This window comes from Aneurinibacillus terranovensis DSM 18919 (genome assembly GCF_000430625.1).
GTDB classification, from domain to species: domain Bacteria; phylum Bacillota; class Bacilli; order Aneurinibacillales; family Aneurinibacillaceae; genus Aneurinibacillus_B; species Aneurinibacillus_B terranovensis.
In genome coordinates this window covers 44277-65504 of the sequence record NZ_AUMJ01000016.1, presented here as the reverse complement: position 1 = coordinate 65504, position 21228 = coordinate 44277, and the positions used below count along the sequence as shown (strand labels likewise).

General features: G+C 40.3%; 26 protein-coding genes. 18 read left to right on the top strand and 8 right to left on the bottom strand.

Annotated features, from left to right (window positions below; all coding sequences use genetic code 11):
- Positions 1–24: 24 nt before the first annotated feature.
- From H525_RS29280 to H525_RS29270, 4 genes are all read right to left on the bottom strand, one after another.
- Positions 25–180, bottom strand: a complete 156-nt coding sequence (locus H525_RS29280; RefSeq protein WP_425387641.1) for a hypothetical protein — start codon at positions 178–180, stop codon at positions 25–27.
- 137 nt (positions 181–317) lie between these two features.
- The gene (locus tag H525_RS28400) at positions 318–479 is read right to left on the bottom strand and encodes a DUF6431 domain-containing protein (RefSeq protein ID WP_245590390.1); all 162 of its coding nucleotides are present in this window, start codon (positions 477–479) and stop codon (positions 318–320) included.
- A 49-nt stretch (positions 480–528) separates the two neighbouring features.
- Positions 529–792 carry a hypothetical protein gene (locus H525_RS29275; protein ID WP_027415035.1) on the bottom strand — a complete coding sequence of 88 codons (264 nt, stop codon included), beginning with the start codon at positions 790–792 and terminating at the stop codon, positions 529–531.
- A 191-nt stretch (positions 793–983) separates the two neighbouring features.
- Positions 984–1421: an S-Ena type endospore appendage gene (locus H525_RS29270; RefSeq protein ID WP_425387640.1), complete on the bottom strand. Its 438-nt coding sequence runs from the start codon at positions 1419–1421 to the stop codon at positions 984–986.
- A 670-nt stretch (positions 1422–2091) separates the two neighbouring features.
- Between H525_RS29270 and H525_RS22655 the strand changes: the two genes are divergently transcribed.
- Entirely contained in the window at positions 2092–2463 is a 372-nt protein-coding gene (locus H525_RS22655; protein ID WP_051330769.1) for a DUF3992 domain-containing protein, read from the top strand.
- A gap of 321 nt (positions 2464–2784) precedes the next feature.
- Here the strand turns inward: H525_RS22655 and H525_RS28895 are convergent, their stop codons facing one another.
- The 3 genes from H525_RS28895 to H525_RS0103385 are packed head-to-tail and all read right to left on the bottom strand — an operon-like array spanning position 2785 to position 5164.
- Complete coding sequence (locus H525_RS28895; protein WP_281172570.1) at positions 2785–2907, bottom strand: hypothetical protein; 123 nt, start codon at positions 2905–2907, stop codon at positions 2785–2787.
- Between the two features lie 34 nt (positions 2908–2941).
- Positions 2942–3370 carry an aminotransferase class III-fold pyridoxal phosphate-dependent enzyme gene (locus tag H525_RS0103390; RefSeq protein WP_027415033.1) on the bottom strand — a complete coding sequence of 143 codons (429 nt, stop codon included), beginning with the start codon at positions 3368–3370 and terminating at the stop codon, positions 2942–2944.
- An 18-nt stretch (positions 3371–3388) separates the two neighbouring features.
- The gene (locus H525_RS0103385) at positions 3389–5164 is read right to left on the bottom strand and encodes a sigma-54 interaction domain-containing protein (RefSeq protein ID WP_425387639.1); all 1776 of its coding nucleotides are present in this window, start codon (positions 5162–5164) and stop codon (positions 3389–3391) included.
- A 278-nt stretch (positions 5165–5442) separates the two neighbouring features.
- Between H525_RS0103385 and H525_RS0103380 the strand changes: the two genes are divergently transcribed.
- From H525_RS0103380 to H525_RS0103360, 4 genes are all read left to right on the top strand, one after another.
- Positions 5443–6600, top strand: coding sequence for an amidohydrolase family protein (locus H525_RS0103380; protein WP_027415031.1), 1158 nt, complete (start codon positions 5443–5445; stop codon positions 6598–6600).
- Between the two features lie 29 nt (positions 6601–6629).
- On the top strand, positions 6630–7955 hold the full coding sequence (locus tag H525_RS0103375) for an APC family permease (protein ID WP_027415030.1): 1326 nt from the start codon (positions 6630–6632) through the stop codon (positions 7953–7955).
- 443 nt (positions 7956–8398) lie between these two features.
- The gene (locus H525_RS0103365; RefSeq protein ID WP_027415029.1) at positions 8399–9592 is read left to right on the top strand and encodes a M20 metallopeptidase family protein; all 1194 of its coding nucleotides are present in this window, start codon (positions 8399–8401) and stop codon (positions 9590–9592) included.
- 7 nt (positions 9593–9599) lie between these two features.
- Positions 9600–10946 (top strand): glutamine synthetase family protein, encoded by a 1347-nt coding sequence (locus tag H525_RS0103360; RefSeq protein ID WP_027415028.1) that lies wholly within the window; start codon positions 9600–9602, stop codon positions 10944–10946.
- Between the two features lie 80 nt (positions 10947–11026).
- Here the strand turns inward: H525_RS0103360 and H525_RS26910 are convergent, their stop codons facing one another.
- Positions 11027–11200: a hypothetical protein gene (locus H525_RS26910; protein WP_155837099.1), complete on the bottom strand. Its 174-nt coding sequence runs from the start codon at positions 11198–11200 to the stop codon at positions 11027–11029.
- A gap of 578 nt (positions 11201–11778) precedes the next feature.
- Between H525_RS26910 and H525_RS0103355 the strand changes: the two genes are divergently transcribed.
- The 13 genes from H525_RS0103355 to H525_RS25325 all read left to right on the top strand — a co-directional run bounded on the left by H525_RS0103355 (position 11779) and on the right by H525_RS25325 (position 21221).
- A complete protein-coding gene (locus tag H525_RS0103355; RefSeq protein ID WP_027415027.1) occupies positions 11779–12795 on the top strand; it encodes a phosphotransferase enzyme family protein in 1017 nt (338 codons plus the stop codon).
- A gap of 75 nt (positions 12796–12870) precedes the next feature.
- Positions 12871–13659 carry a 3-oxoacyl-ACP reductase FabG gene (gene fabG / locus H525_RS0103350; RefSeq protein ID WP_027415026.1) on the top strand — a complete coding sequence of 263 codons (789 nt, stop codon included), beginning with the start codon at positions 12871–12873 and terminating at the stop codon, positions 13657–13659.
- A gap of 149 nt (positions 13660–13808) precedes the next feature.
- Positions 13809–15068 carry a class-III pyridoxal-phosphate-dependent aminotransferase gene (locus tag H525_RS0103345; protein ID WP_027415025.1) on the top strand — a complete coding sequence of 420 codons (1260 nt, stop codon included), beginning with the start codon at positions 13809–13811 and terminating at the stop codon, positions 15066–15068.
- A gap of 64 nt (positions 15069–15132) precedes the next feature.
- Positions 15133–15477, top strand: a complete 345-nt coding sequence (locus H525_RS22650; protein ID WP_211236965.1) for a hypothetical protein — start codon at positions 15133–15135, stop codon at positions 15475–15477.
- 64 nt (positions 15478–15541) lie between these two features.
- Positions 15542–17074, top strand: coding sequence for an acetaldehyde dehydrogenase (acetylating) (locus H525_RS0103335; RefSeq protein WP_027415024.1), 1533 nt, complete (start codon positions 15542–15544; stop codon positions 17072–17074).
- Positions 17075–17090: 16 nt separating this feature from the next.
- Positions 17091–17384, top strand: coding sequence for a BMC domain-containing protein (locus H525_RS0103330; RefSeq protein WP_027415023.1), 294 nt, complete (start codon positions 17091–17093; stop codon positions 17382–17384).
- 61 nt (positions 17385–17445) lie between these two features.
- Positions 17446–17721 carry a BMC domain-containing protein gene (locus tag H525_RS22645; RefSeq protein WP_051330768.1) on the top strand — a complete coding sequence of 92 codons (276 nt, stop codon included), beginning with the start codon at positions 17446–17448 and terminating at the stop codon, positions 17719–17721.
- A gap of 79 nt (positions 17722–17800) precedes the next feature.
- On the top strand, positions 17801–18781 hold the full coding sequence (gene mdh, locus H525_RS0103320; protein ID WP_027415022.1) for a malate dehydrogenase: 981 nt from the start codon (positions 17801–17803) through the stop codon (positions 18779–18781).
- A 74-nt stretch (positions 18782–18855) separates the two neighbouring features.
- A complete protein-coding gene (locus H525_RS0103315; protein WP_027415021.1) occupies positions 18856–19149 on the top strand; it encodes a BMC domain-containing protein in 294 nt (97 codons plus the stop codon).
- 31 nt (positions 19150–19180) lie between these two features.
- On the top strand, positions 19181–19837 hold the full coding sequence (gene pduL, locus H525_RS0103310; protein ID WP_027415020.1) for a phosphate propanoyltransferase: 657 nt from the start codon (positions 19181–19183) through the stop codon (positions 19835–19837).
- Entirely contained in the window at positions 19830–20513 is a 684-nt protein-coding gene (locus H525_RS0103305; protein ID WP_027415019.1) for a hypothetical protein, read from the top strand. The genes pduL and H525_RS0103305 overlap by 8 nt, the downstream gene beginning before the upstream one ends.
- On the top strand, positions 20513–20797 hold the full coding sequence (locus H525_RS0103300) for a EutN/CcmL family microcompartment protein (protein ID WP_027415018.1): 285 nt from the start codon (positions 20513–20515) through the stop codon (positions 20795–20797). Before H525_RS0103305 ends, H525_RS0103300 begins: the two co-directional genes overlap by 1 nt.
- Positions 20790–21221: a BMC domain-containing protein gene (locus H525_RS25325; RefSeq protein WP_051330777.1), complete on the top strand. Its 432-nt coding sequence runs from the start codon at positions 20790–20792 to the stop codon at positions 21219–21221. Before H525_RS0103300 ends, H525_RS25325 begins: the two co-directional genes overlap by 8 nt.
- Positions 21222–21228: the final 7 nt, after the last annotated feature.

The window sequence follows — 21228 nt, the reverse complement described above, 5'->3', positions numbered from 1 at the left end:
CGATGTGTTCCTCACGAGTGTAAATCAGTTCCCTTCGGACAAGAATGCAAAACGGGTATGTAGCCATAAATTATCATTTACGATGGGCCGGACAATTCTGGCCAGCCATCGGGGGGCATTGCCCACCAATCGTCCTATACGCTGGAGTGCGGACAGCGAACCTTCGGACGACAAATTCACTGGGTTCTTCCCCTGACTGGTACGAAGCATAATGGACCTGAGACAACCAAGCCAGTAATCTACGAAACTTGTAAACCAATTTAGCCAACGAAATAAAGTAGAGTCATCAGCTGCAACATCATGGTGAAGAGAGTCCGTTAGGACTTTCTCAATGCATTCAGCCTCATAACGTTATAAGGCACTAGAAAATCTGGCAACTCATGATGAATCCTTCCACAATTCACACAACCGAGTCGACGGATATTATATACCTTGGTTTCTCCAGAACTATCTTTGGATTTTCGGTCTCTTGTTCCCATCACTTTCATGCTCGTTCCGCAACAGGGAGAAGGAATCCTCTCCGCCCCCCTAACTAAAAACTCCGGTAAGGGAGTTTTCAATCAATTTATAATCTGATACAATAACCATATGTTTTTTTGGGTGGGACATCTTCCGTGTAACTGTTGGCGCAGTTGCACAAAAAGGGAGATGTCCTTTTTCTTTCTTCAGAATAGTAACGAGGACATTATACTCGTCAGTTTCTGGACAGGCAATACCGTCAACTTTTGGCTGTTTTGGGGTATCAATAACAATTGATAGGATTGAAGTACAGGCGGATGGCTCGATAAACATTCATTATAAGTTTACCGCTACCGCCCTTCTTACGGCTTAAATTACAGTGACCGACACTCAAGTCATGTGGAGTGTATAGTATCAACACGCTTAGTAAATAATAGGAACTACCAAACTACTTAATGGGGGCTGTCCCATAAGTCATGCAAGATTGACTTAGGGCTAGCCCCGTATTACCTGAGACTACAAGTTTAGACTTTGTGGCAAATGCTTAAAAAGTACTTCCCTTTACAAAAGTTTTCATGTTCCCCGCTACATTTTATTTTTAAGCTTCTGATAGAGGGAACGATTAAAGACATCTGTTGGTATTCATTTATCGTTTTCTCAATGACTGTCTTTTTGGGGTAATCCAAACCTATAAATATTGTCATTTTACAGTCTGAATTATTCTGAATTCTTAATACGCTAGTGGAGGTTCGTACCCCTATAGATCGAAAGTAGAGGATCTTTTCAGGAGAATTGCATTTTTGAAAAATATTCCCACATACTTTTTTACATGTATATCGCTGTTCCTTTTTTTTATATATTCTATTCCTAGATGGGCATTTCAAACGGACAATCGTTGTTTGTTGGTTGTAGTTCTTTTGAATATTACTCTTACTCACTTTCAATTTTATGCGCCTCCTCATGTTTTATAGCTTTGAAGAAACAGATAAAAATCCTGATGCCAGACTACCGAAGTGCGACAATAAAAGCATTGATAATTGAGGTGTCCAACATGACGAAAAAGTAGGATATGGAATTCAACTTCAAACCGTTCAATACATTCAAGAAGAAGGAAAATCGGTGACGCAGGTAGCCCGGTAAACGGGATTGAATGAATATACGCGCTACCGGTGGGTCGCGGAATTCAATCAAGACGGCAATCAAGCGGTTTAAATATCGGCGTTTTGATCAGTTGCGTTTCGTTCTTGAAGTATGACTGTCATATGTTCATTAGTTAACTTAATCATTATCATTATTACGAAGTTGTTGTTTTAGCTTTCAAGAACGGTTCATCCCAGTATTCCTTATCCAAAACTTAGCTTTATTTTTCCTCAAGAAGTGTGCCGTTGGGATAATTCATCAAAATTCGTAAGCAGCAGCATCCTCTCCTTTAGGGGTGTACTTTACTATACTTATTGTACTTTACTCTAAACAAACTGTACTGAGGCAAACATCCATTTTAAATAAAAACTAGGTCAGTGTCATTAAACCTTTGATATTTGGTTTTTTTAATCAGTTCAATGGCGGATACAATCAGGTTTTAAGCAAAGTAAAATATAGCGTAAGGAAAAATTAACCTAGGAGGTATTAAGGATGGGAAATTGTAATGAGCAGGTCGGCGGTAATTTTACATGTTGTGAACCGGATGTGTATGTCCAAGATAAGGTTTGTAATGATTTCACTATCATAGCGGCTACACCAGTAGTTGTGTATATTACAAACGTTAATACCAATGAGTTATTTGCAACAGGGAGCATTACTTTCAGTAGTGGTACAGGCGTACTGTTGGTAAATTTTCTACTGGGAACTACAATTTTAGGACCAACACTCACCCTAACACCAGGATCAAGCGCTAGTTTTACAGTCACTAACTTTAGTGCAGTCCAATTGACAGCCGCAGGCGCTACGGCATTAACACCTGTAATTGGTGAGTTTTGTATCACACCCCGGTATGAATTAAATTAAATTATGAAACGTCAAATGCACCCTTAATGTCCTTCTAACTTAACCACTACGGCAGTGTTATTGAGTGCAATGGGTTAAGAGTAAAAAAAGATAAGAAAATCTGATTTTATTGAAAATTTTATCATCTCCTATGGTTGTCATAGTGAAAATACCATTTTTAAAATGGATTTACACTCTGCTACTTAGGGGACTCTTTTTGTGGCTAAATAGCTACCCCTGAAAAAGTTTGGGATGTACTGGCTAGACAAAAGGAATTTGTGACCTCAAAATGGAAAGAGTTATTGTCAAGATAACCCATCCAACCAAGAGCGAACTCCTTTGTCATAGAAGTTGATCGACAATGTCGCTAATCAATCGAACCAAATGATCATTTGGAATCCATTTGCTCAAGTACATCGGAATGAGTTCCCCTTGTTCCGTGGAGTAATCTTTGAATTTTGCCATAACCATACACCCTTTGCTCGTTTACTAAGATTTACTATACGAATTCGCGACGGAAAGGGCATATCCCTGTTTCGTCGGACAGACTCCTAGAAAGCGGTACGAGCTTGGCAATACAATCATTGGCATCAGATCCAGAATGACCAAACCAACCCTTCTTAGAAAAGCTGTCAGGTGTAATCTGAATAAGTTTCTCAGCATGGTGAATCATATTCTTTTCCGGGATGGACAACTGAGACATAAATGAAATTGTCTCATACTGCTCCTTAATGCGCTGGGCTATGCGAGGATGGCCGTATCCGGTACTTGCTACAGCCCAGCCAGCTGTTAAGTCAAGATACGATTTCCCTTTTTTGTCTATCACCCAGGTTCCTTTCGCAGCTTGAACTGCCATGGGATAAAAACGGATTTTTAAAGCATCTGCAATGACTTGTTCATCAAGGTGTAACAGGGAGTCATTTATCAATGTAAGTTCCTCCTTACCTTAGATAAGCGAATGATACTTTCTCAGTTTATAATTTAAATTTTGCCGGGAGATACCCAATTGTTCACTGGCCTTAGTGATATTACCTTTTGCCTGTTTTAAAGCTTGTTGAATCATCGCTCGTTCCAGTTTTTCCACCTGCTCTGGCATGTTTCCGGTGTACAGCAAGGGGATATCAAAGGAAGCTGTCTGTTGCGCGTGCTGCATCATTTTGCTTTTGATAGCCGGCGGCAAATGCTCCGCCGTAATATGTGTTTCCTCATAAATTAGATTCAGAGCTCCTTCAATCGTATGTTCCAACTGGCGAACATTTCCTGGCCAATGATAATTCATAAAGAAAAGCAGGACATCCTCATCTATCCCGGTTACCTGAACCCCTAATGAACTGGCATGCTTGTTGATGAAATAGTCAATAAGAATAGGGATATCTTCTTTTCGTCTTCGAAGCGGTGAAATAATGAGATTCACTACACCAAGGCGATAATACAAATCCTCTCTTAATTTGTTATTTTGTATAGCTTCTAAAGGATCTTCGTTCATACTGGCAATCACACGCACATCAATATTGATTAACTTTGATGATCCAAGCCGTTGCACTTCCTTTTCTTGGAGTACACGTAACAACTTTGCCTGCAAGTCAATACTCATCGAATTTATTTCATCCAGCAGCAGAGTTCCCCCATGAGCCTGCTCAAACAACCCAGCTTTGTTGACGGCACCTGTAAAGCTGCCGACGGTTGTTCCGAACAAAATACCTTCCAACAGGGATTCGGGGAGAGCGGCGCAGTTTTGAGCAATAAATGGACTATGTTTTCTTGGACTTTCATTATGAATACTTTGGGCAAACAGTTCCTTCCCTGTTCCGGTTTCTCCTACGATGAGAACACTTGAGTTTGAGCGAGCTGCTCTGCGCGCTTGCTCTATTGTTTGCTTCATAATTGCACTTGTGTAAATAATGTGTTCAAATGAAAATCGAGTATTATTCTGACGGGTTGTCTGAGAAACGGACGAAGTATCCTGCGGGTGCTGGTTCTGCAGGAGGTGAATCGTTTCTGTAAGCTGTTTCTGCTCCGTAATATCCTTAGAAATTTCAAGCGCCCCTGCTTTTTTTGTACCTAGCGTTAATGGAATTGTCCTGGTTAGTGTGGTGACGGCTTTCCCATTGGTAATAAAATGGGTTTCCCGCTGGTTGAGAGTCCTTCCTGTTTTTAGAGCGGTTAACAGGGTGCTGGTTCCTTCGTCGACCGACCAAACATCTTCAACACGTTTGTCTCGGACAGCCTCAGGTTCCAGGGTATGAATTTCCCCCATTTTACGATTATAGAAGATTACTTTCCCCTGCTGGTCAACCATACAGATCCCTTCTTCGATGTGATCGAGTATGATGTCATAAAGTTGCCTGGTCTCATTCATTTGTTGCAGCTGCTGCTGCAGCTGTTGGATATGTGTAATATTTTTCAATGTTAAGAGATAGCCTTCTAGGCCGCGCCCTGCTGGAAGAGATGTAAGATTGGAAATGAAATGCTGGGTCCCTAAAGAAATGGACAACCCGGTTTGATCTTTTCCGGATTGAAAAGCTTTTTGGAATTCTTCGGAGGGAATGACTTCAAAAATAGATATCCCCACTAGGCTGCTTGGACTGGAAGAAAACAATCGTGATGCAGAACGATTGAGGGATTTAATTTCTCCGAACTCATTCAACAGCACCATACCGTCGAAACTGGTATTCCATACTTCTGTTAACGGCAAAGTAGTTGTAATAAACAAATTAGTCACATCCGATCGAAAAAAATTTTTCGGTCATTATTTTTCGTTACTGTATGATAAGACAGATATTTTTATATTATACCAAAAAAAACGATATAAAATAAAAATAAATTTAAAAGTACATAAATTGCAAAATTTGATATTATAACCGAAAAAAATATTTCGCAAAAAAATGGTCGTAAGAAAAATATTTTTCATTAATTGTAAGAATATTAGGCATTTTTATGGATTTTTATGTTGGCATGCTTGTTGCTTAAAAGATAAATAAATTACAAAGGGGGCATAATATGAAAATTTCACTTAACCATGTACCGGCAGTTGATGTGCATTGTCATCCTTACGAAGCTAACCAGGAACCATACACGAATGATGAGTTTGTTCGAAAGCTGTCTTTGGCGGTGATTCCAAACAAAACTCCTGAAGATTATGTCCGAAAAGAGAAAGACCCGTTTCAAGGCACAAATATGTGGATGCAAATCTTGATTAAAAGATTAGCGAACTATTATTCTTGTGAGCCTACATTAGAAGCAGTTGTTGCGGAACGAAATGTACGGGCGAGAAATTTCAGACAGTATACCCGTGAGTTGTTTCAAGATGCAAATTTGACCGGACTGATTGCAGACTTTGGATATCCGACACCAATGCTAGACAGAGAAGCCTATGTAGATTTATGCGGTGCACGTATTTGGGAGATTCACCGAATTGAACCGCTAATGGTACGCCTTCGCCAGGAGTGTGACACATTCGGTGAATTTGCAGAACGATTTCGTGCGGAACTTAATGAAGCGCTAAAGCGGCACGAGGTAGTCGGTTTGAAATCAATTATTGCCTACCGCAGTGGGCTAGAGATTGCAGGAAAGAATGAAACGGCAGCGTTGCATCAATACGCTGAATTTCAGGACAATGAGCGTGCAGAAGTAAAGGCGCTTCGGGATTTTTGTCTTCATATCGCCATGGAAGAATGCACACGATCGGAAAAGGTAATGCATATCCATACCGGAATTGGGGATGGAGAGGTTGTTCTTCCAAAAGCGAGCCCAAGCTTTTTGATAGATATGCTAAGGGATAAGAGTTATCAGGATACAAAAGTTCACTTAGTGCACGGCGGCTACCCCTGGGTTGAAGAGGCTGCTTTTATTGTTAGTATTCTGCCCAATGTATACATGGACATTTCGCTGCAAAATCCATTTGCCGGACACGGAGTAGAGAGAATCCTCTCCCAAGTTTTTGAATTTGCTCCCTTTGATAAGGTGATGTATGGTTCTGATGCGTTTACAGTTCCGGAAATGAATTGGATGGGAGTCCACCTATTCAAGGAATGTTTTGAGAAAGTACTTCATGGTTGGGTGGATGCAGATTATATGGACGTAGATACAGCACTAGCCATCGGTGAGATGGTCCTGTACAGAAACTTTGAGAACGTCTACCGAAAGCATATTGAATAGTTTTAAAGTTCACTAAAGGGGTGGAACGAATGTCGGTTGAACAGTTTGGGTATAAGCAGGAATTGAAGAGGACGCTATCGTATTGGGATTTGCTAATTTATGGATTGATTTTCTTAGTTCCAATTGCTCCGTTTGGTGTGTATGGCTATGTTTCAGACGCATCTCATGGAATGGTAGCCCTGGCCTACATGATTGGAATGGTAGGTATGATTTTCACTGCATTGAGCTACGCCAAGATGTCCGAAGCTTTTCCGATTGCAGGTTCTGTTTATGCCTATGCGCAGCATGGCATCAATCAATACGTCGGATTTATCGCAGGGTGGGCTATTCTTCTGGATTACATTCTCATACCGGCTCTAACGTATGCTGTTAGCGCGGTATCATTACATGCCTTCATCCCCGCTCTTCCGATTTGGTTCTGGCTGGCTGCATTCATCGTGTTCAACACGGTGATTAACATTTGTGGGATAGAATTTACTGCAAAAGCGAACAAGATTATTCTCGTTTTAGAATTCGGTGTCATTGTTATTTTTGTAATTGCTGGTATTATTGCTCTGAGCAAAGGAGTAAACCATACCAGCTTAACGATTAAACCACTTTATGATTCGAGTAAGTTTAACCTGCAGATGGTGATGGGGGCAGTTTCTATCGCAGTTCTATCTTTCTTAGGTTTTGATGCTATCTCAACCCTTTCCGAGGAAGTGAAGGGAGGAAGAAAGGTTGTTGGAAAGGCGACGGTGAGCGCACTTCTCGTAGCAGGATTCTTATTCATCATTCAAACCTGGATCGCCAGCGATCTTGGCAGGGGATTAAAGCTGGATAACCTGGATACTGCTTTCTATCAAGTAGCGGAACTTGCCGGAGGCAGCTGGTTAATGAATTTGACTATTCTTGCTACGGCTTTTTCTTGGGGAATTGCTAGTGCGCTGGCTTCGCAAGCAGCTATATCACGCCTTCTCTATTCGATGGGGCGTGACCGTAAGCTGCCCGTGGCACTGGCGAAAGTCCATCCCAAGTTCCGGACACCTTATGTGAGCACAATTGTAGTTGCTGTCATTTCGTTTATCGTAGGCTTAGCCTTCGAAAATAACATTGCAACGTTAACGAATATTGTAAATTTCGGAGCTTTGACCGGATTTCTTCTCCTGCATTTATCTGTTATTAATCACTATATCGTTCGCCAAAAATCTAAGCAGTACATTAAGTATCTTCTTTTTCCGATTTTAGGATTGTTAGTTATCGTTTATGTACTTTATGGCATGGACCGTCTGGCATTAAAGGTAGGATTTTTATGGACAGCTGTAGGGGTTGTCTACCATTTTGTTTTGGCGAGAGTTTTTAAGGTGAAACTGTAGTTGCCCAAAATAACTAACATAAATTTACAATTTGATTCGATGTGGTGAAAAAGTCTTCTCCTATGCGTTTAGTCGATATGAGTCGAATCGTATTTCCGTACGATGAAAAGCAACTTTTCCTTTGACGGATATCAAATACGGAGTGCCGTTGCGATTGATCGGTTTTGGATACTGCTTTCGTTTACCGCTATGCTCTGCACTTTGACAGGACATGCCGATTTACTGGCAGGGTTACATAGATGGCAAAACAAAAAGACAGAGAGTTGGATCGATTTGTTTACTATCAAACGAAAGCAGGATCAGCACTCGATTTTATTAAAAATCAGTTGCAGGCTGCCTAGGAGAACCTTCGTTTTTTGCTATGGAAAATTCTGTATCAGTTTTTGGGCAAGTCTAGGTGAAAGAAACATCACTCGACTTGTAAGCCGGAGGGGAGAGAAACGTTGAATAACTTTGGGAAAGAAACGGTTAAAGTAAGTCAGGAACTTTCTAATGAATTAATACAAATTCGCAGGCACCTCCACCAGCATCCAGAGTTGTCCTTTCTGGAACATGAGACTGCTGGCTATATACAGAGTTGTCTCGAGAAGTGGGAAATTCCCTATCAACAGGTTGGGGACACAGGTATTGTTGTAGATATCATTGGAGGAAAAGGGGAAGGGACACACATTGCAGTGCGGGCAGATATTGATGCGCTCCCTATTGAAGAGAAGACCGGCCTGCCCTTCGCCTCAGTAAATTCAGGAGTGATGCATGCCTGTGGGCATGATGGACATACAGCCATTCTGTTAGGGACAGTTTATCAGTTGGATAAATTGAAAGAGCAATTGACTGGCAGAGTTCGCTGTATTTTCCAGCCTGGGGAAGAGGCGGACGGCGCGGCGGAACAGATGATTCAGCAGGGAGTCCTTGAAAATCCAGGAGTTGATGAAATGTATGCGCTGCACCTTTGGCCGCATCTTCCGCATGGTACCATTGGGGTTAAGTATGGAGGAATAACAGCCTCTTGCGACAATTTTCACATAATAGTAGAAGGAAAAGGGGGGCATAGTGCGCGCCCACATCAAGCGATTGATGCGATAGCCATTAGCGCTCAGCTAATACAGACCTTTTCGTTTCTGGCAAACAAAGAAACAAATCCAGTTGATCCTGTAGTTATCCATGTAGGGAAAATTCAGGGTGGAGTGGCCAGCAATGTCGTAGCTGATAAGGTCACTCTAGAGGGAACTACACGGGCTGTTTCACCGGATACTCGCAGAAGAATCAAAGACCGTTTGATTCAACTTACTGAGAGTGTTGTTGCGTCTTTTGGAGCCAAGGCTAAGGTAATCTACACGGACGGACATCCCCCGGTAATCAATAATGATGAGACAACTAAGGCTGTGGAGGAAGCAGCCAGAGAATTATACGGAGAGCAAGTGGTTTGCCAATTAAAGGACCCTTCAATGGGGGCGGATGATTTTGGTGCATTTGCCGAGAAAGTGCCCAGTTCGTATTTTCGATTGGGGATCAGACAAGAGGAAACTGCATGTTATGATTTGCATCACCCGCAGTTTCAATTCGACGAACGGATTATACCAATCGGGGTAGAAGTTTTCACCTGGATCGTACTAAGGAGATTACAAAAGGGAGTGTAGAAACAGCATGATGACAATTGAAAAAATCCTAGAAACAGTAGAGAAAGAAAAGATTGAGTTTATTCGCTTTGAATTTCTGGATTATGCGGGCGTAACAAGAGGCCGTACGGTTCGTCCCGCTCAACTGGAAAGCGCCATGGAAAAAGGGATTAATTTCAGTTCGGCTATTATGAGTTTTGACTGCTTTGATGAATACATTCCAAATCCAACATACGGGCAAAATGATGGAGACTTTTTCGCTATCCCAGATCCGAGTACATTTGCGATTATACCGCACCGGAAGAATACAGCCAGAATGCTCTGTGATTTAGTGGACGTAAATGGCGATCCGTGGCATGGGTGCCCGAGAGGTGCTCTAAAGCGCTTGCTTACTGAAGTGGAGTCCCTTCTCGGTGGAAAAATGCACATGGCATTTGAACAGGAAGCTTATTTGTTAAAGGAAGAGAATGGGAAATTGGTCCCTGCTGATATGAGTCACTGCTTCTCCATAGATGGAACAGATATCCAGGAGGATTTTGTGCAGGATTTCGTTTATTCACTTGAGGCAATGGGGGTAGAAACCGAGCAGATCTCTAGTGAATATGGACCTGGCCAATTGGAAATTAATCTAAAATACACAACAGCTTTAAAGGCCGCAGATGATCATGTTACTTTTAAGCATCTATTTAAGCAGATTGCCAGAGATAAAGGAATGGTCGGGACGTTAATGCCTAAACCTTTTCAGAACTTGGCGGGAAGCGGACTTCATGTCCATATTAGTATTTTTGATCACACAGGTGAAAATGTATTTGAAGATATTAGCGATTCATATGGATTGGATTTGTCTGAGAAGGCGTACCATTTTATAGGAGGACTTCTCAAGCATGGATCTTCTCTCGTAGCAATCGGAGCACCAAGCATAAATTCATATAAGCGTATGCAGCCAGGGACTTGGGCTCCAGCACATATTTGTTATGGGGCAGGAAACCGCTCTGTAATGGTTCGAATTCCGGAAAAGAGAAGAACAAGACGTTTTGAATTCCGGGGTGCAGACGGTACGTGTAACCCATATTTGCTAGCTGCTTGCCTAGTAGCTGCAGGGCTTCATGGTATTCAAAACCGTATTAATCCAGGAGAACCGATTACGAAGGATGTAACTCAATTAAGTGAAATTGAACTGAAAGAAAGAGGGATTGGATGGGTACCAAGAACCTTAAACCAGGCAATGGATTGCCTTGCAGAAGATACAATTCTTGCCGAAACAATCGGTCGTTCTATTTGGGAAGAATTCATCAAGATTAAACGGACAGAATGGGATAAGTATTGTCGACATGTAAGTGACTGGGAATTAGGAATAATTTCGGATCGCTTCTAAATAAAATAAGATAAATTTTTAAATTAAAAAAGTCATCCAGCTGGATGACTTTTTTATCGTTAAGGAAAGTATATGTTGCTTTACAGTGTTAAAGCAACATATACTTTCTTCCATTGGTCACCTGAGAAAAACTCGCGGGGGTGTGCCGAACGTTTCTTTTTCGATGTGGAGCGTGTGGCCGGAAGGTCGATCAGACCGACAATTGTCCATCCTTGAGATACCCGGATGTTTTGTCGGTCCGACCTTCCGGTCACTAAGCGGCCGTTTCGCTACCCTGCAGAAAAAGGACGAGCGGCAACGCCCGCGAGTTTTTCTCAACGCACTGCGATTACTAATAATAGGAAAAACACAAATACTTTCTACAAAATGTTGTAGCTAGCCCTAAAACCACAAAAAAATTAAAAAAAACAAAAAGAAACAACAATCGAGAAAAATCTGAGGGGACTTTAAGGCTTTTTCTGTGTCTTAATTTTTAAGATAATTTCAAAGCGAATCATTAATGAATGTAATGAATAAGAAGAATTAAATTCATTGAGATAGCCTTTTTTACCGTATTAGGGAAATATCTTTGCATAAAACAGTTTTTAGGAAGTCGCAAAGTTTAAATAATAACTAGTTAAAATTCAAACAATCAGTGTATTTTAAATTAAAAAAATATATTGACAACTCACTAAACCAGGCTTAATATTGCAATAAATACACAATAAAATTCAAAAAACCAAAAAAAACCACAATTAGTGCTAGGCGTTGATGTGATAAGTAAATTTCAACAAAATAGAGATCTTCAAGAGCGTCTATATCTAAAAATATTTGAAAATAAAGGGAGGTTATCATGCAACGTTTAAATGAACACTCGGAAGAAGAACGTTTATCATTGATGAACAGACTAGCTAAACGAGCTTTAAAACTTTATGATCTATCTCCTTCTTCCTATTGTAGACTGCTGAATTATTCGGAGAATACTACTTATTTGGTTGAGGATCCGGTGAAAAATATACGCATGGTGTTGCGTCTTAATCGACCAGGTTATCATACAAAGAGGGATCTGGAGAGCGAATTAATCTGGATGCAGGAGATTGCGAACAACTCTTCAATAATCGTACCAAAACCAATAGAGGGTAAGAATGGTGAATTTGTCCAAACATTAAAAAGCGAACGAAATAGTGAAACCCAACATTGTGTGATGTTTAACTTTTTAAGCGGAAAGGCTCCTGATGAAAACGGAAAAGAAAATTTAATCGCACAATTTGAACAACTCGGGGAAGTAACGGCTCTTTTACATGAACACGTCAGAAAGTGGGAGAATTCCATTCACCTGAGTCGGTTCACTTGGGACTTTGATACCATGTTGGGGGAAAACCCACGGTGGGGTAGATGGCAAGATGGACCAGAAGTTTCTAATGAAAGGGCAGAATTGTTTCAACAAGTTTCAGATATTATCAGTTTAAGGCTTCAACGGTTCGGTAAGACACGAGACCGTTTCGGGTTAATTCATGCTGATTTACGATTAGCCAATTTGCTAATTGAGGGTAACCAAATCAAAGTGATTGATTTTGATGATTGTGGCTATAGCTGGTTTCTATATGATTTAGCATCCGGATTAAGTTTCATTGAACACGAGAAATTTGTACCTGAATTAGTGAAATCATGGCTTAAAGGCTATAGAAAGATATGCAATGTATCTGACGAAGAAGAAGCCGAGATTCCAACGTTTATTATGCTTCGCCGATTAATGCTATTAGCTTGGTTAAGAACCCATTCAGATAGTGATACAGCAAGGAATTTGGGGATGGGGTTTGCAGAGAAAACTGAGGAACTGGCAAAGAAATATTTACTTATACATCGCTAGAAATTACATTAAAATAACAATTTTTTAAGTTGTTTGTTCTTATTAAAAAATAATATGCTTAAGGGGTTGTTGGACATGTCGAATACAATCAAAGATAAATCAGTCTTAATCACTGGAGCGAGTAAGGGTATCGGAAAGGGTATCGCTCGAATATTCGCGAATCACGGGGCACAAGTAGCTGTCGTGGCACGTCATATGGAATCTGCTGAAGAGTGTGCGGCAGAAATAAGAAATTCTGGATGGAACGCGAAGGCATTTGTTGGCGATGTGTCTGACCGTACCTCAATGATGAACCTGGCACAAGAAGTAGCTCAAACTTTTGGAGGAATTGATGTATTGTGCGCCAACGCAGGGATTTTTCCAAGCGCTTCACTGGAAGAAATGACCGGAGATCATTGGGACCAAGTGATCAATACTAACGCGCGAGGTACATTATTCGCTTTGCAGGCTTGCCTACCGTATTTAAAGTCAGCTCATTATGGTCGTGTCATTATTACTTCTTCAATAACAGGTCCTGTTACCGGGTATGCTGGATGGTCCCACTACGGCGCTAGCAAAGCAGCTCAGTTGGGTTTTATGCGGAGTGCAGCATTGGAACTAGCTCATTACAATATAACGATCAATGCCGTGATGCCCGGTAATATTCTGACCGAGGGATTACAAGGGTTGGGGAATGATTATTTAGAGAGAATGGCGTCATCCATTCCACTAAAGAGACTTGGTAGCGTAGAGGACATTGCTCATGCGGCACTTTTCCTTGCATCAAAGGAAGCGGGCTTCATCACGGGTCAAACGCTTATCGTGGATGGTGGTCAAACGATCCCAGAGAATGTAGAGGCTATGGGTTCATTGACAACATGTTGATATCTGACTGGCACTGTCCAGATGAGTGGCAGCAAATTCTAAGTCATACAGAAATCCAATTATTATTCGCAGACGAGGAAAAAGGTTGATTCATACTTTTAGTTATTTTGAAAAGGTTAAATAAAATACTTTAAATTGGAGAGAAGATAATGGATAAACTTAGGACGAATAGCAAGGATACCGTTATTGAACAATCAATCAAATGGTGGAATCCAGGAAAAACAAACCAATGGCAAAAAGACGGCATTGATTTAGTGATAGGAAAACGAGAAGGTTACTATTTTTACGATATGAGTGGAAAAAAACTAATGGATGTACATTTAAATGGAGGAACATATAATCTAGGTCACCGAAATCCTGAAATTATTTCCACGTTGAAAAGGGCTTTAGATGAATTTGATATTGGAAATCATCATTTTCCATCCATAACCCGTGCACAGCTCGCGGAAGAACTTTCAATATGCACGCCAAGTAGTTTGACGTATTCGATCTTCTCGAGTGGTGGAAGTGAAGCAATCGATGTTGCCATAAAATGTGCAAGGTATGCAACGAAACGAAAAAAAATAGTTTCCATTCAATATGGTTATCATGGCCATACGGGATTAGCAGTATCGTTAGGTAATGAGCGTTACTCTCGTCCGTTTCTAAGTGAAGGAGATCCTAGAGAATTTATTCATGTGCCATTTAATGATTTAGCGGCGATGGAGAAGGCACTTTCCGCTGAAGATGTTGCCTGCGTCGTTATTGAAACGATTCCGGCAACATATGGATTCCCCCTTCCGGAAAAAGGATACCTTTCTTCAGTAAAAAAAATGTGCAAATTGTATGGTTCCTTATACATAGCTGATGAAGTGCAAACTGGTTTGATGCGTACAGGGAACCTATGGGGGATTGAGCACTTTGGAGTGGAACCTGATATTTTAGTTACCTCAAAAGGATTTGGTGGGGGAATTTACCCAATAGCAGCCACGATTGTAAGTCAAAAGGCGGGTCAATGGATGAATGAGGATGGTTTTGCTCATATATCTACATTCGGAGGTTCGGAATTAGGCTGTATTGTTGCGATGAAAGTATTAGAGATATCCCAACGTAAAGAAGTGAGACAAAACGTTGATTTTGTCGCTCGCTATTTGCGTACAGGACTTGAAACCATAAAGAAGAACAACCCTGAATTTTTTACTGGTATTCGTCAATTGGGCGTTGTTATGGGATTGGAATTTAGTCATCCCGAAGGGGCTAAATATGTGATGCGCTGTCTTTATAAAAATGGGGTATGGGCGATTTATTCTATGCTTGACCCTAAGGTACTTCAATTTAAACCTGGTCTGCTTTGTGATCAAAAATATTGTGATGAATTACTTTCACGATGTGAGCTCAGTATTAAACAAGCAGCTGAAATGGTTTACTAAGTTTTGACTACAACTTTAACGTATACAAAGAAGTAATCAAAAAGAAGAAATCATTAGTGTTAGAATGGCAGCGAATCAGAATAATACAGGAGGTGTTAAAATGGATCAGACCTTAGTAGAAAAGATCACTAGATTAGTACTCTCAAAGTTAGAGGAGTATTCTGAATACCCTCCCCTTACTGAGGAAGAGATGAAAATTTGGAGCGACATAACTTGTTCTATGGAGGTAACAAAGATGGCAAAGCCCACTTTAGAAGAGTACTCTGAATACCTTCCTCTTACTCAGGAAGATTTAAAAATTTGGAATGATATAACTTCTTCCATGGAAGTAACAAAGATTACAAAGCACTCTTCTCCAGAAGAAGAACGAGGAAATGGCCAGGTTAAATTTTATCGAAACTATCAATAAAATAGGTTGAACTCGTCCTACAATCACTATTATTAAAGTTTTTAAGAAAGGAGTGATTCAATTTATGGAGCTTGATTATGACCTGAAGTCGATACAAGAGATGAGAGAAGCTGTTAAACGATCAAAAGAAGCTCAGTTGAAGTTTGTGGAGTTCTCACAGGAACAAGTCGATCGTATTGTTAAAAGCGTCGCAGATTCCGCATATAGACAATCTGAATCTTTAGCCCGATTGGCAGTTGAAGAAACTGGAATGGGAGTTGTGGAACATAAAAAGATCAAAAACGAATTATGCTCTAGGGACGTTTACCAGTCTATTAAGGATGAAAAAACAGTTGGAGTTATTAGGAAAGACCATGAAAAGAAGGTAATTGAAATTGCATATCCTTTTGGAGTCATTGCAGGTATTATTCCGACCACAAACCCTACTTCAACGGCAATTTTTAAAACACTCATTTCATTGAAATCAAGAAATGCGATTGTAGTAAGCCCCCATCCTTCTGCTGTAAAGTGTACCGTGGAGGCCTTGAAAATTTGCAGCAAAGCTGCTGTTGAAGCTGGAGCTCCAGAAGGATTAATCGGTTGGATTACTAAACCGACAATGGAAACAACCATCGAACTAATGAAACATAAAGACGTTCATTTAATTTTGGCAACGGGAGGAGGGGGATTAGTACGAGCGGCTTATAGTTCTGGGAAACCAGCATACGGTGTAGGGCCTGGAAATGTACCAGTCTATATTGAGAAAACAGCCAATGTGAAGAATGCAGTGAAAATGATTGTGGACAGTAAAACCTTTGATAATGGTACAATTTGTGCTTCGGAACAAGCTATTGTGGTCGACCAGAATATCAAGACAATGACGATTAGAGAGCTGAAAAATAACGGTGCCTACTTCCTAAATGAAGTTGAAAAAACCAAGTTGGAAAATGTTATTTCCCCAATAAAAGGAAGATTAAACCCGGCTATCGTTGGACGTTCGACTAAGACAATCGCAAAAATGGCTGGTTTTGATATTCCGGAAGGGACACGATTATTAATAGCAGAGGAAGATCGCATTGGTAAGGATACTCCATTTTCAATTGAAAAGCTCGCTCCTATTTTTGCTTTGTATACAGCAAATAGTGTACAGGAAGCAAAAAAAATTTGTATTGAATTATTGGATCTCGGAGGAAGAGGACACAGTTTTGCGATTCACACAACCGATGAAAGAGTTGTTCAAACGTTTGGGATTGAAATGCCAGTTTCTCGTATATTGGTGAATACGCTTTCTTCCATAGGAGCGGCAGGAGCAACGACAGGCTTAACGCCATCCATGACATTAGGATGCGGATCATATGGCGGGAATATAACTTCTGATAACATTACAGCTCGCCACTTGATAAATGTAAAGCGAGTAGCTTACGGGATCAGAGATGTTTCTATACCCAATCCATCTCAGCATGGCGAAGATAAATCGGAAAAGTATTCGAATATTGAAAGCGTTGAAATCATTATTGAACAAGTATTAAAAGAAGTAGAAATGAAGGCCCGGTCGATTGATCCTGACGTGGTATCCAAAATGGTCAAAAACGTAGTTGAACAATACCAAAAACAATAATGAGGGGGAATAGTAAATGGCTAGAGAAATAAACGGTGCACTTGGAATGATCGAAACCAGAGGATTAGTGGCTTCATTGGAAGCGGCAGATGCTATGGTAAAGGCGGCAAACGTTAACATAGTAGGAAAAGTTCATGTAGGTGGAGGGATTGTCACAGTGCTAGTAACTGGTGATGTTGGAGCTGTAAAAGCAGCTACTGAAGCAGGAAGTACAGCCGCACAACGTGTGGGTGAAATTATCTCTGTTCACGTAATTCCACGTCCTCATCACGAATTGGGGAGCATTTTACCGAAATTAGAGGAGTATTAGTGCGAGTTGGCACGATCATTGGAAGCACTTAGTTAATGCGCAAAGAGAAGAGGTAAGGAAGGTGAATAAAGCATTAGGGATGATTGAAACGTGGGGGTTAGCCGTTTCCATTGAAGTAGCAGATGCTATGTTAAAGTCAGCAAATATTAATCTCTTAATTCAGGAGAAAAAAGACATAGCACTCGTTACAATTTTAGTGGAAGGCGATGTCAGTGCTGTACAAATCGCAGTTGATGCTGGAACACAAGTAGCTCAACATGTCGGAGCACTTATATCCTTTTGTGTGATGCCTAACCCCGGCCTAAGTACCAGAAAATTGCTAATAAGAAAAGAATGAACAATGATGAAAAGTCTCTTGGGATTCTATAATTAACGAACATTAAATTAAACGCCGTTAGTTGAAAGGAGGCTGGAGCGTGTCTTTTAAACGTAAAAAAATTGCAGTGATTGGAGCTGGTTATACAGGAACCACGACAGCTTTAATGATTGCGCAAAAAGAACTTGGAGATATTGTACTAGTTGATATCCCTTCTATGAGGAATCCTACAATGGGGAAAGCATTAGATCTGCTGGAAGCAAGTCCGGTACAAGGATTCGATTCTAATATTATTGGAACCTGTCATTATGAAGCGATACAAGACGCGGATTTGATTATTATTACTGCCGGGATTGCCAGAAAGCCAGGAATGAGCAGAGACGATTTAGTCACAACAAACGCAAAAATATTAACAGAGATATCTGAAAAAATAGTTTATTACGCTCCTAACAGCTATTTATTAGTATTGAGCAACCCGGTAGATGCCATGACTTATGTCTGTTATAAAACTACAGGCTTTTTAAAAAACCGTGTAATAGGGCAATCAGGAGTACTGGATACAGCTCGATTTAATACATTTGTTGCTCAAGAGTTAAATGTTTCGGTTGAAGATGTATCAGGATTTGTTTTAGGAGGGCATGGGGACGCCATGGTTCCTTTAATTCGCTTTTCGCATGTGGGGGGTATTCCTCTAGAAAGAATTCTTTCAGAAGAAAAAATTGAAGCTATTGTTGAACGTACACGAAAAGGAGGAGGGGAAATCGTTAATCTCCTTGGTCAAGGCAGCGCTTATTATGCTCCTGCCGCTTCAATCGTTCAAATGGCAGAAGCTATTGTGAAAGACAAAAAAAGAATTCTTCCTGCCATCGCGTATTTAGATGGGGAATATGGTTATGACAATATATGCTTAGGAGTACCTACTATTCTAGGTGGAAACGGAATTGAAAGCATCCTAGAATTGCCTTTAACATCAGAAGAAAAACAAGCCTTAGACACCTCAGCTCAATCGGTGAAGAATGTTTTAAATCTTCTTCCTTATAGTAGCAGTCAAGTACTGAACCATAATCAAACCTTCAGTTGATGCACATTTACTATCTTAAATGGTGAATCAAGTTATAAAAAATCATTAAATGAACGAACTAGGAGGATTTTAAAATGACTGGTGAACTTACTGCATTAGGAATGATTGAAACGAAAGGTTTAGTTGCTTCTGTTGAGGCAGCAGACGCAATGGTGAAAGCTGCAAATGTACATGTAATTGGAAAGGTTCATGTCGGTGGAGGAATTGTTACTATTTTGGTTCGAGGTGATGTAGGAGCGGTAAAAGCAGCAACAGAGTCTGGAGCAGCTGCAGCTCAGCGTGTCGGGGAACTTATTTCTGTTCACGTAATTCCACGTCCGCACAATGAATTAGAAAGTATTTTACCAAAAATCAATGTGGAAAATTAAAATACAGTGAAAAAGTAAGGAGCAATAAGAAATGAACCAACAAGCGATTGAATCGATCGTTGAAGAGGTGGTCAATCAACTTATGAAAAACCATTCTTCTCAAAAGTCTATCCCAATAGCTGTTTCTGCAAGGCATTGTCATTTAAGTAAAACCGACTTGGAAGCGCTGTTTGGTGAACGATTTGAATTAACGAAGAAAGCAGATTTATATCAACTAGGCCAATTTGCCGCAAACGAAACGGTTACTATCATAGGAACAAGGGGAAGCATTCCAAACGTGCGGATTCTTGGGCCTACAAGAAATCTAACACAAGTAGAGATAAGCAAAACAGATGCAATCAAATTAGGATTAAATCCTCCTATACGAGAATCGGGCGACATTAAAGGCTCCTCTCCTATTACAATATTAGGCCCAAAAGGGAGTATCTATTTAAAAGAAGGGTTAATTATTGCACAAGCTCATATTCATATGAACCCCCAAGATGCTGACTATTATAATGTAAAAAATGGCGAGTATGTTCGTATTTCGACAGAGAATGAGCGCCCCATTACTTTTGAAAAAATTCTTATTCGTGTTTCTCCTAAATATCGCCTGGAAATGCACATTGATACGGATGAAGCAAACGCTTGTCTAATTACAACAGGTGAAAAAGGAAATTTAATAAAGTATGAAGGTTCGTATGATTAATCGTGAAATCGTAGAGGAGATCGTTATAGAAGTCCTTAAAAAGATGGGTGTCTCATTTGTCAAGAGTGAAGTAGAAAACAAACCGAATCTCTTGGTTATTAACGCTGTAGAAGATTTTAAACATGATGAATTAGAAAAATACTGGAATGTTATAAGGATGTCATCGGCATCTGAAGACTTTCCGACGAATGTTCGGGATATTATATTTTTAGACGTTTCTCAAGATTTACTAGTAAAAGGGGCATTGGGAATTACTGATACTCCCGACAGCAAAATGTTGGCTAATGTCATGAGGAGAGGATTAAATGTAAATTTAATTCCTTCTTCAGAGTTGGAATGGATATTGAAAACCGATGAAAAAAACGTACCCAATAAGGAGTATATCAATCATCTTTTGAAATATAAAGAAGTGTTAGAACGATTTGGTGTGCGTATTCATTCATTAGCGAATCTTTCCTCAGCTATTTTCAGGATGGAGGATGAAATCATAGGTTCGTGTGTGGGTGAGCAAGTCACATTCCACGGAAAATTGTTAACACAAAGGGAAGTAGAAAGTATGAAAGAAAAGCAAATTATCGTTCGTAAATCAACTATCGTTACTCCCTTAGCTCGTGATGCATTACGAAAATTGGGAAAAAACATCTGTGTACTTGATTCAAAAGGGGCGGATCTCTGATGCAAATAGGCACAGTGATTGGGAACGTTTGGGCAACGAGAAAAGAAGAGGAATTGCGAGGATTGAAATTCTTAATCATTCAACCAAAACTCCCTAACGGATCAGAGGTTGACTCTGCTTATATTGCAGTTGACCGTATTGGCGCAGGTATTGGAGATAAAGTGATGGTTACGAAAGGAAGCTCGGCTGCTAATATTGTGTCCGATATTCGTTTGCCAATTGATGCTTTAATTATTGGAATTATTGATTCGATTGATGTGGAAAGGGTTGATGAGCTTGCCTAAGGCATTGGGGATGATTGAAACAAGGGGACTAGTCGGCTCCATCGAAGCAGCAGATGCGATGATTAAAGCCGCGGATGTTCGATTAGTTAAGCAAGAAAAAGTAGATGGTGCCATAGTAACGGTATTAGTGGAAGGTGACGTTAGCGCTGTATACGCAGCAATTGAAGCCGGAAAAGAAGCGGCAGCAAAAGTCGGAGAGCTGCTTGCATCTCATGTCATTCCACATCCTGATAAAGAAATACAGGGTATTTTGCAAAAGGAAGAGAAGAAAAATATGGGTATTAAGAATATGCCTAAAACAGAGGAAGAAAAGGATAAATACTCTATTGAAGAAAAATTATCTAAACCTAAACGTAGAAATGAACCTCCTATTGAGAAGAAGGGTGAGGAGCCACCATCAACAAAAAATGATGAGCATCAGTAAGACAGTA

What these genes read in the sequence shown, in the direction of transcription:
- H525_RS28400 (WP_245590390.1), bottom strand. Translation starts at nt 479, where the DNA reads ATGGGAACAAGAGACCGAAAATCCAAAGATAGTTCTGGAGAAACCAAG.
- H525_RS29275 (WP_027415035.1), bottom strand. Translation starts at nt 792, where the DNA reads ATGTTTATCGAGCCATCCGCCTGTACTTCAATCCTATCAATTGTTATT.
- H525_RS29270 (WP_425387640.1), bottom strand. Translation starts at nt 1,421, where the DNA reads ATGAGGAGGCGCATAAAATTGAAAGTGAGTAAGAGTAATATTCAAAAG.
- H525_RS22655 (WP_051330769.1), top strand. Translation starts at nt 2,092, where the DNA reads ATGGGAAATTGTAATGAGCAGGTCGGCGGTAATTTTACATGTTGTGAA.
- H525_RS28895 (WP_281172570.1), bottom strand. Translation starts at nt 2,907, where the DNA reads ATGGCAAAATTCAAAGATTACTCCACGGAACAAGGGGAACTCATTCCG.
- H525_RS0103380 (WP_027415031.1), top strand. Translation starts at nt 5,443, where the DNA reads ATGAAAATTTCACTTAACCATGTACCGGCAGTTGATGTGCATTGTCAT.
- H525_RS0103375 (WP_027415030.1), top strand. Translation starts at nt 6,630, where the DNA reads ATGTCGGTTGAACAGTTTGGGTATAAGCAGGAATTGAAGAGGACGCTA.
- H525_RS0103360 (WP_027415028.1), top strand. Translation starts at nt 9,600, where the DNA reads ATGATGACAATTGAAAAAATCCTAGAAACAGTAGAGAAAGAAAAGATT.
- H525_RS0103355 (WP_027415027.1), top strand. Translation starts at nt 11,779, where the DNA reads ATGCAACGTTTAAATGAACACTCGGAAGAAGAACGTTTATCATTGATG.
- fabG (WP_027415026.1), top strand. Translation starts at nt 12,871, where the DNA reads ATGTCGAATACAATCAAAGATAAATCAGTCTTAATCACTGGAGCGAGT.
- H525_RS0103345 (WP_027415025.1), top strand. Translation starts at nt 13,809, where the DNA reads ATGGATAAACTTAGGACGAATAGCAAGGATACCGTTATTGAACAATCA.
- H525_RS22650 (WP_211236965.1), top strand. Translation starts at nt 15,133, where the DNA reads ATGGCAGCGAATCAGAATAATACAGGAGGTGTTAAAATGGATCAGACC.
- H525_RS0103335 (WP_027415024.1), top strand. Translation starts at nt 15,542, where the DNA reads ATGGAGCTTGATTATGACCTGAAGTCGATACAAGAGATGAGAGAAGCT.
- H525_RS0103330 (WP_027415023.1), top strand. Translation starts at nt 17,091, where the DNA reads ATGGCTAGAGAAATAAACGGTGCACTTGGAATGATCGAAACCAGAGGA.
- H525_RS0103315 (WP_027415021.1), top strand. Translation starts at nt 18,856, where the DNA reads ATGACTGGTGAACTTACTGCATTAGGAATGATTGAAACGAAAGGTTTA.
- pduL (WP_027415020.1), top strand. Translation starts at nt 19,181, where the DNA reads ATGAACCAACAAGCGATTGAATCGATCGTTGAAGAGGTGGTCAATCAA.
- H525_RS0103305 (WP_027415019.1), top strand. Translation starts at nt 19,830, where the DNA reads ATGATTAATCGTGAAATCGTAGAGGAGATCGTTATAGAAGTCCTTAAA.
- H525_RS0103300 (WP_027415018.1), top strand. Translation starts at nt 20,513, where the DNA reads ATGCAAATAGGCACAGTGATTGGGAACGTTTGGGCAACGAGAAAAGAA.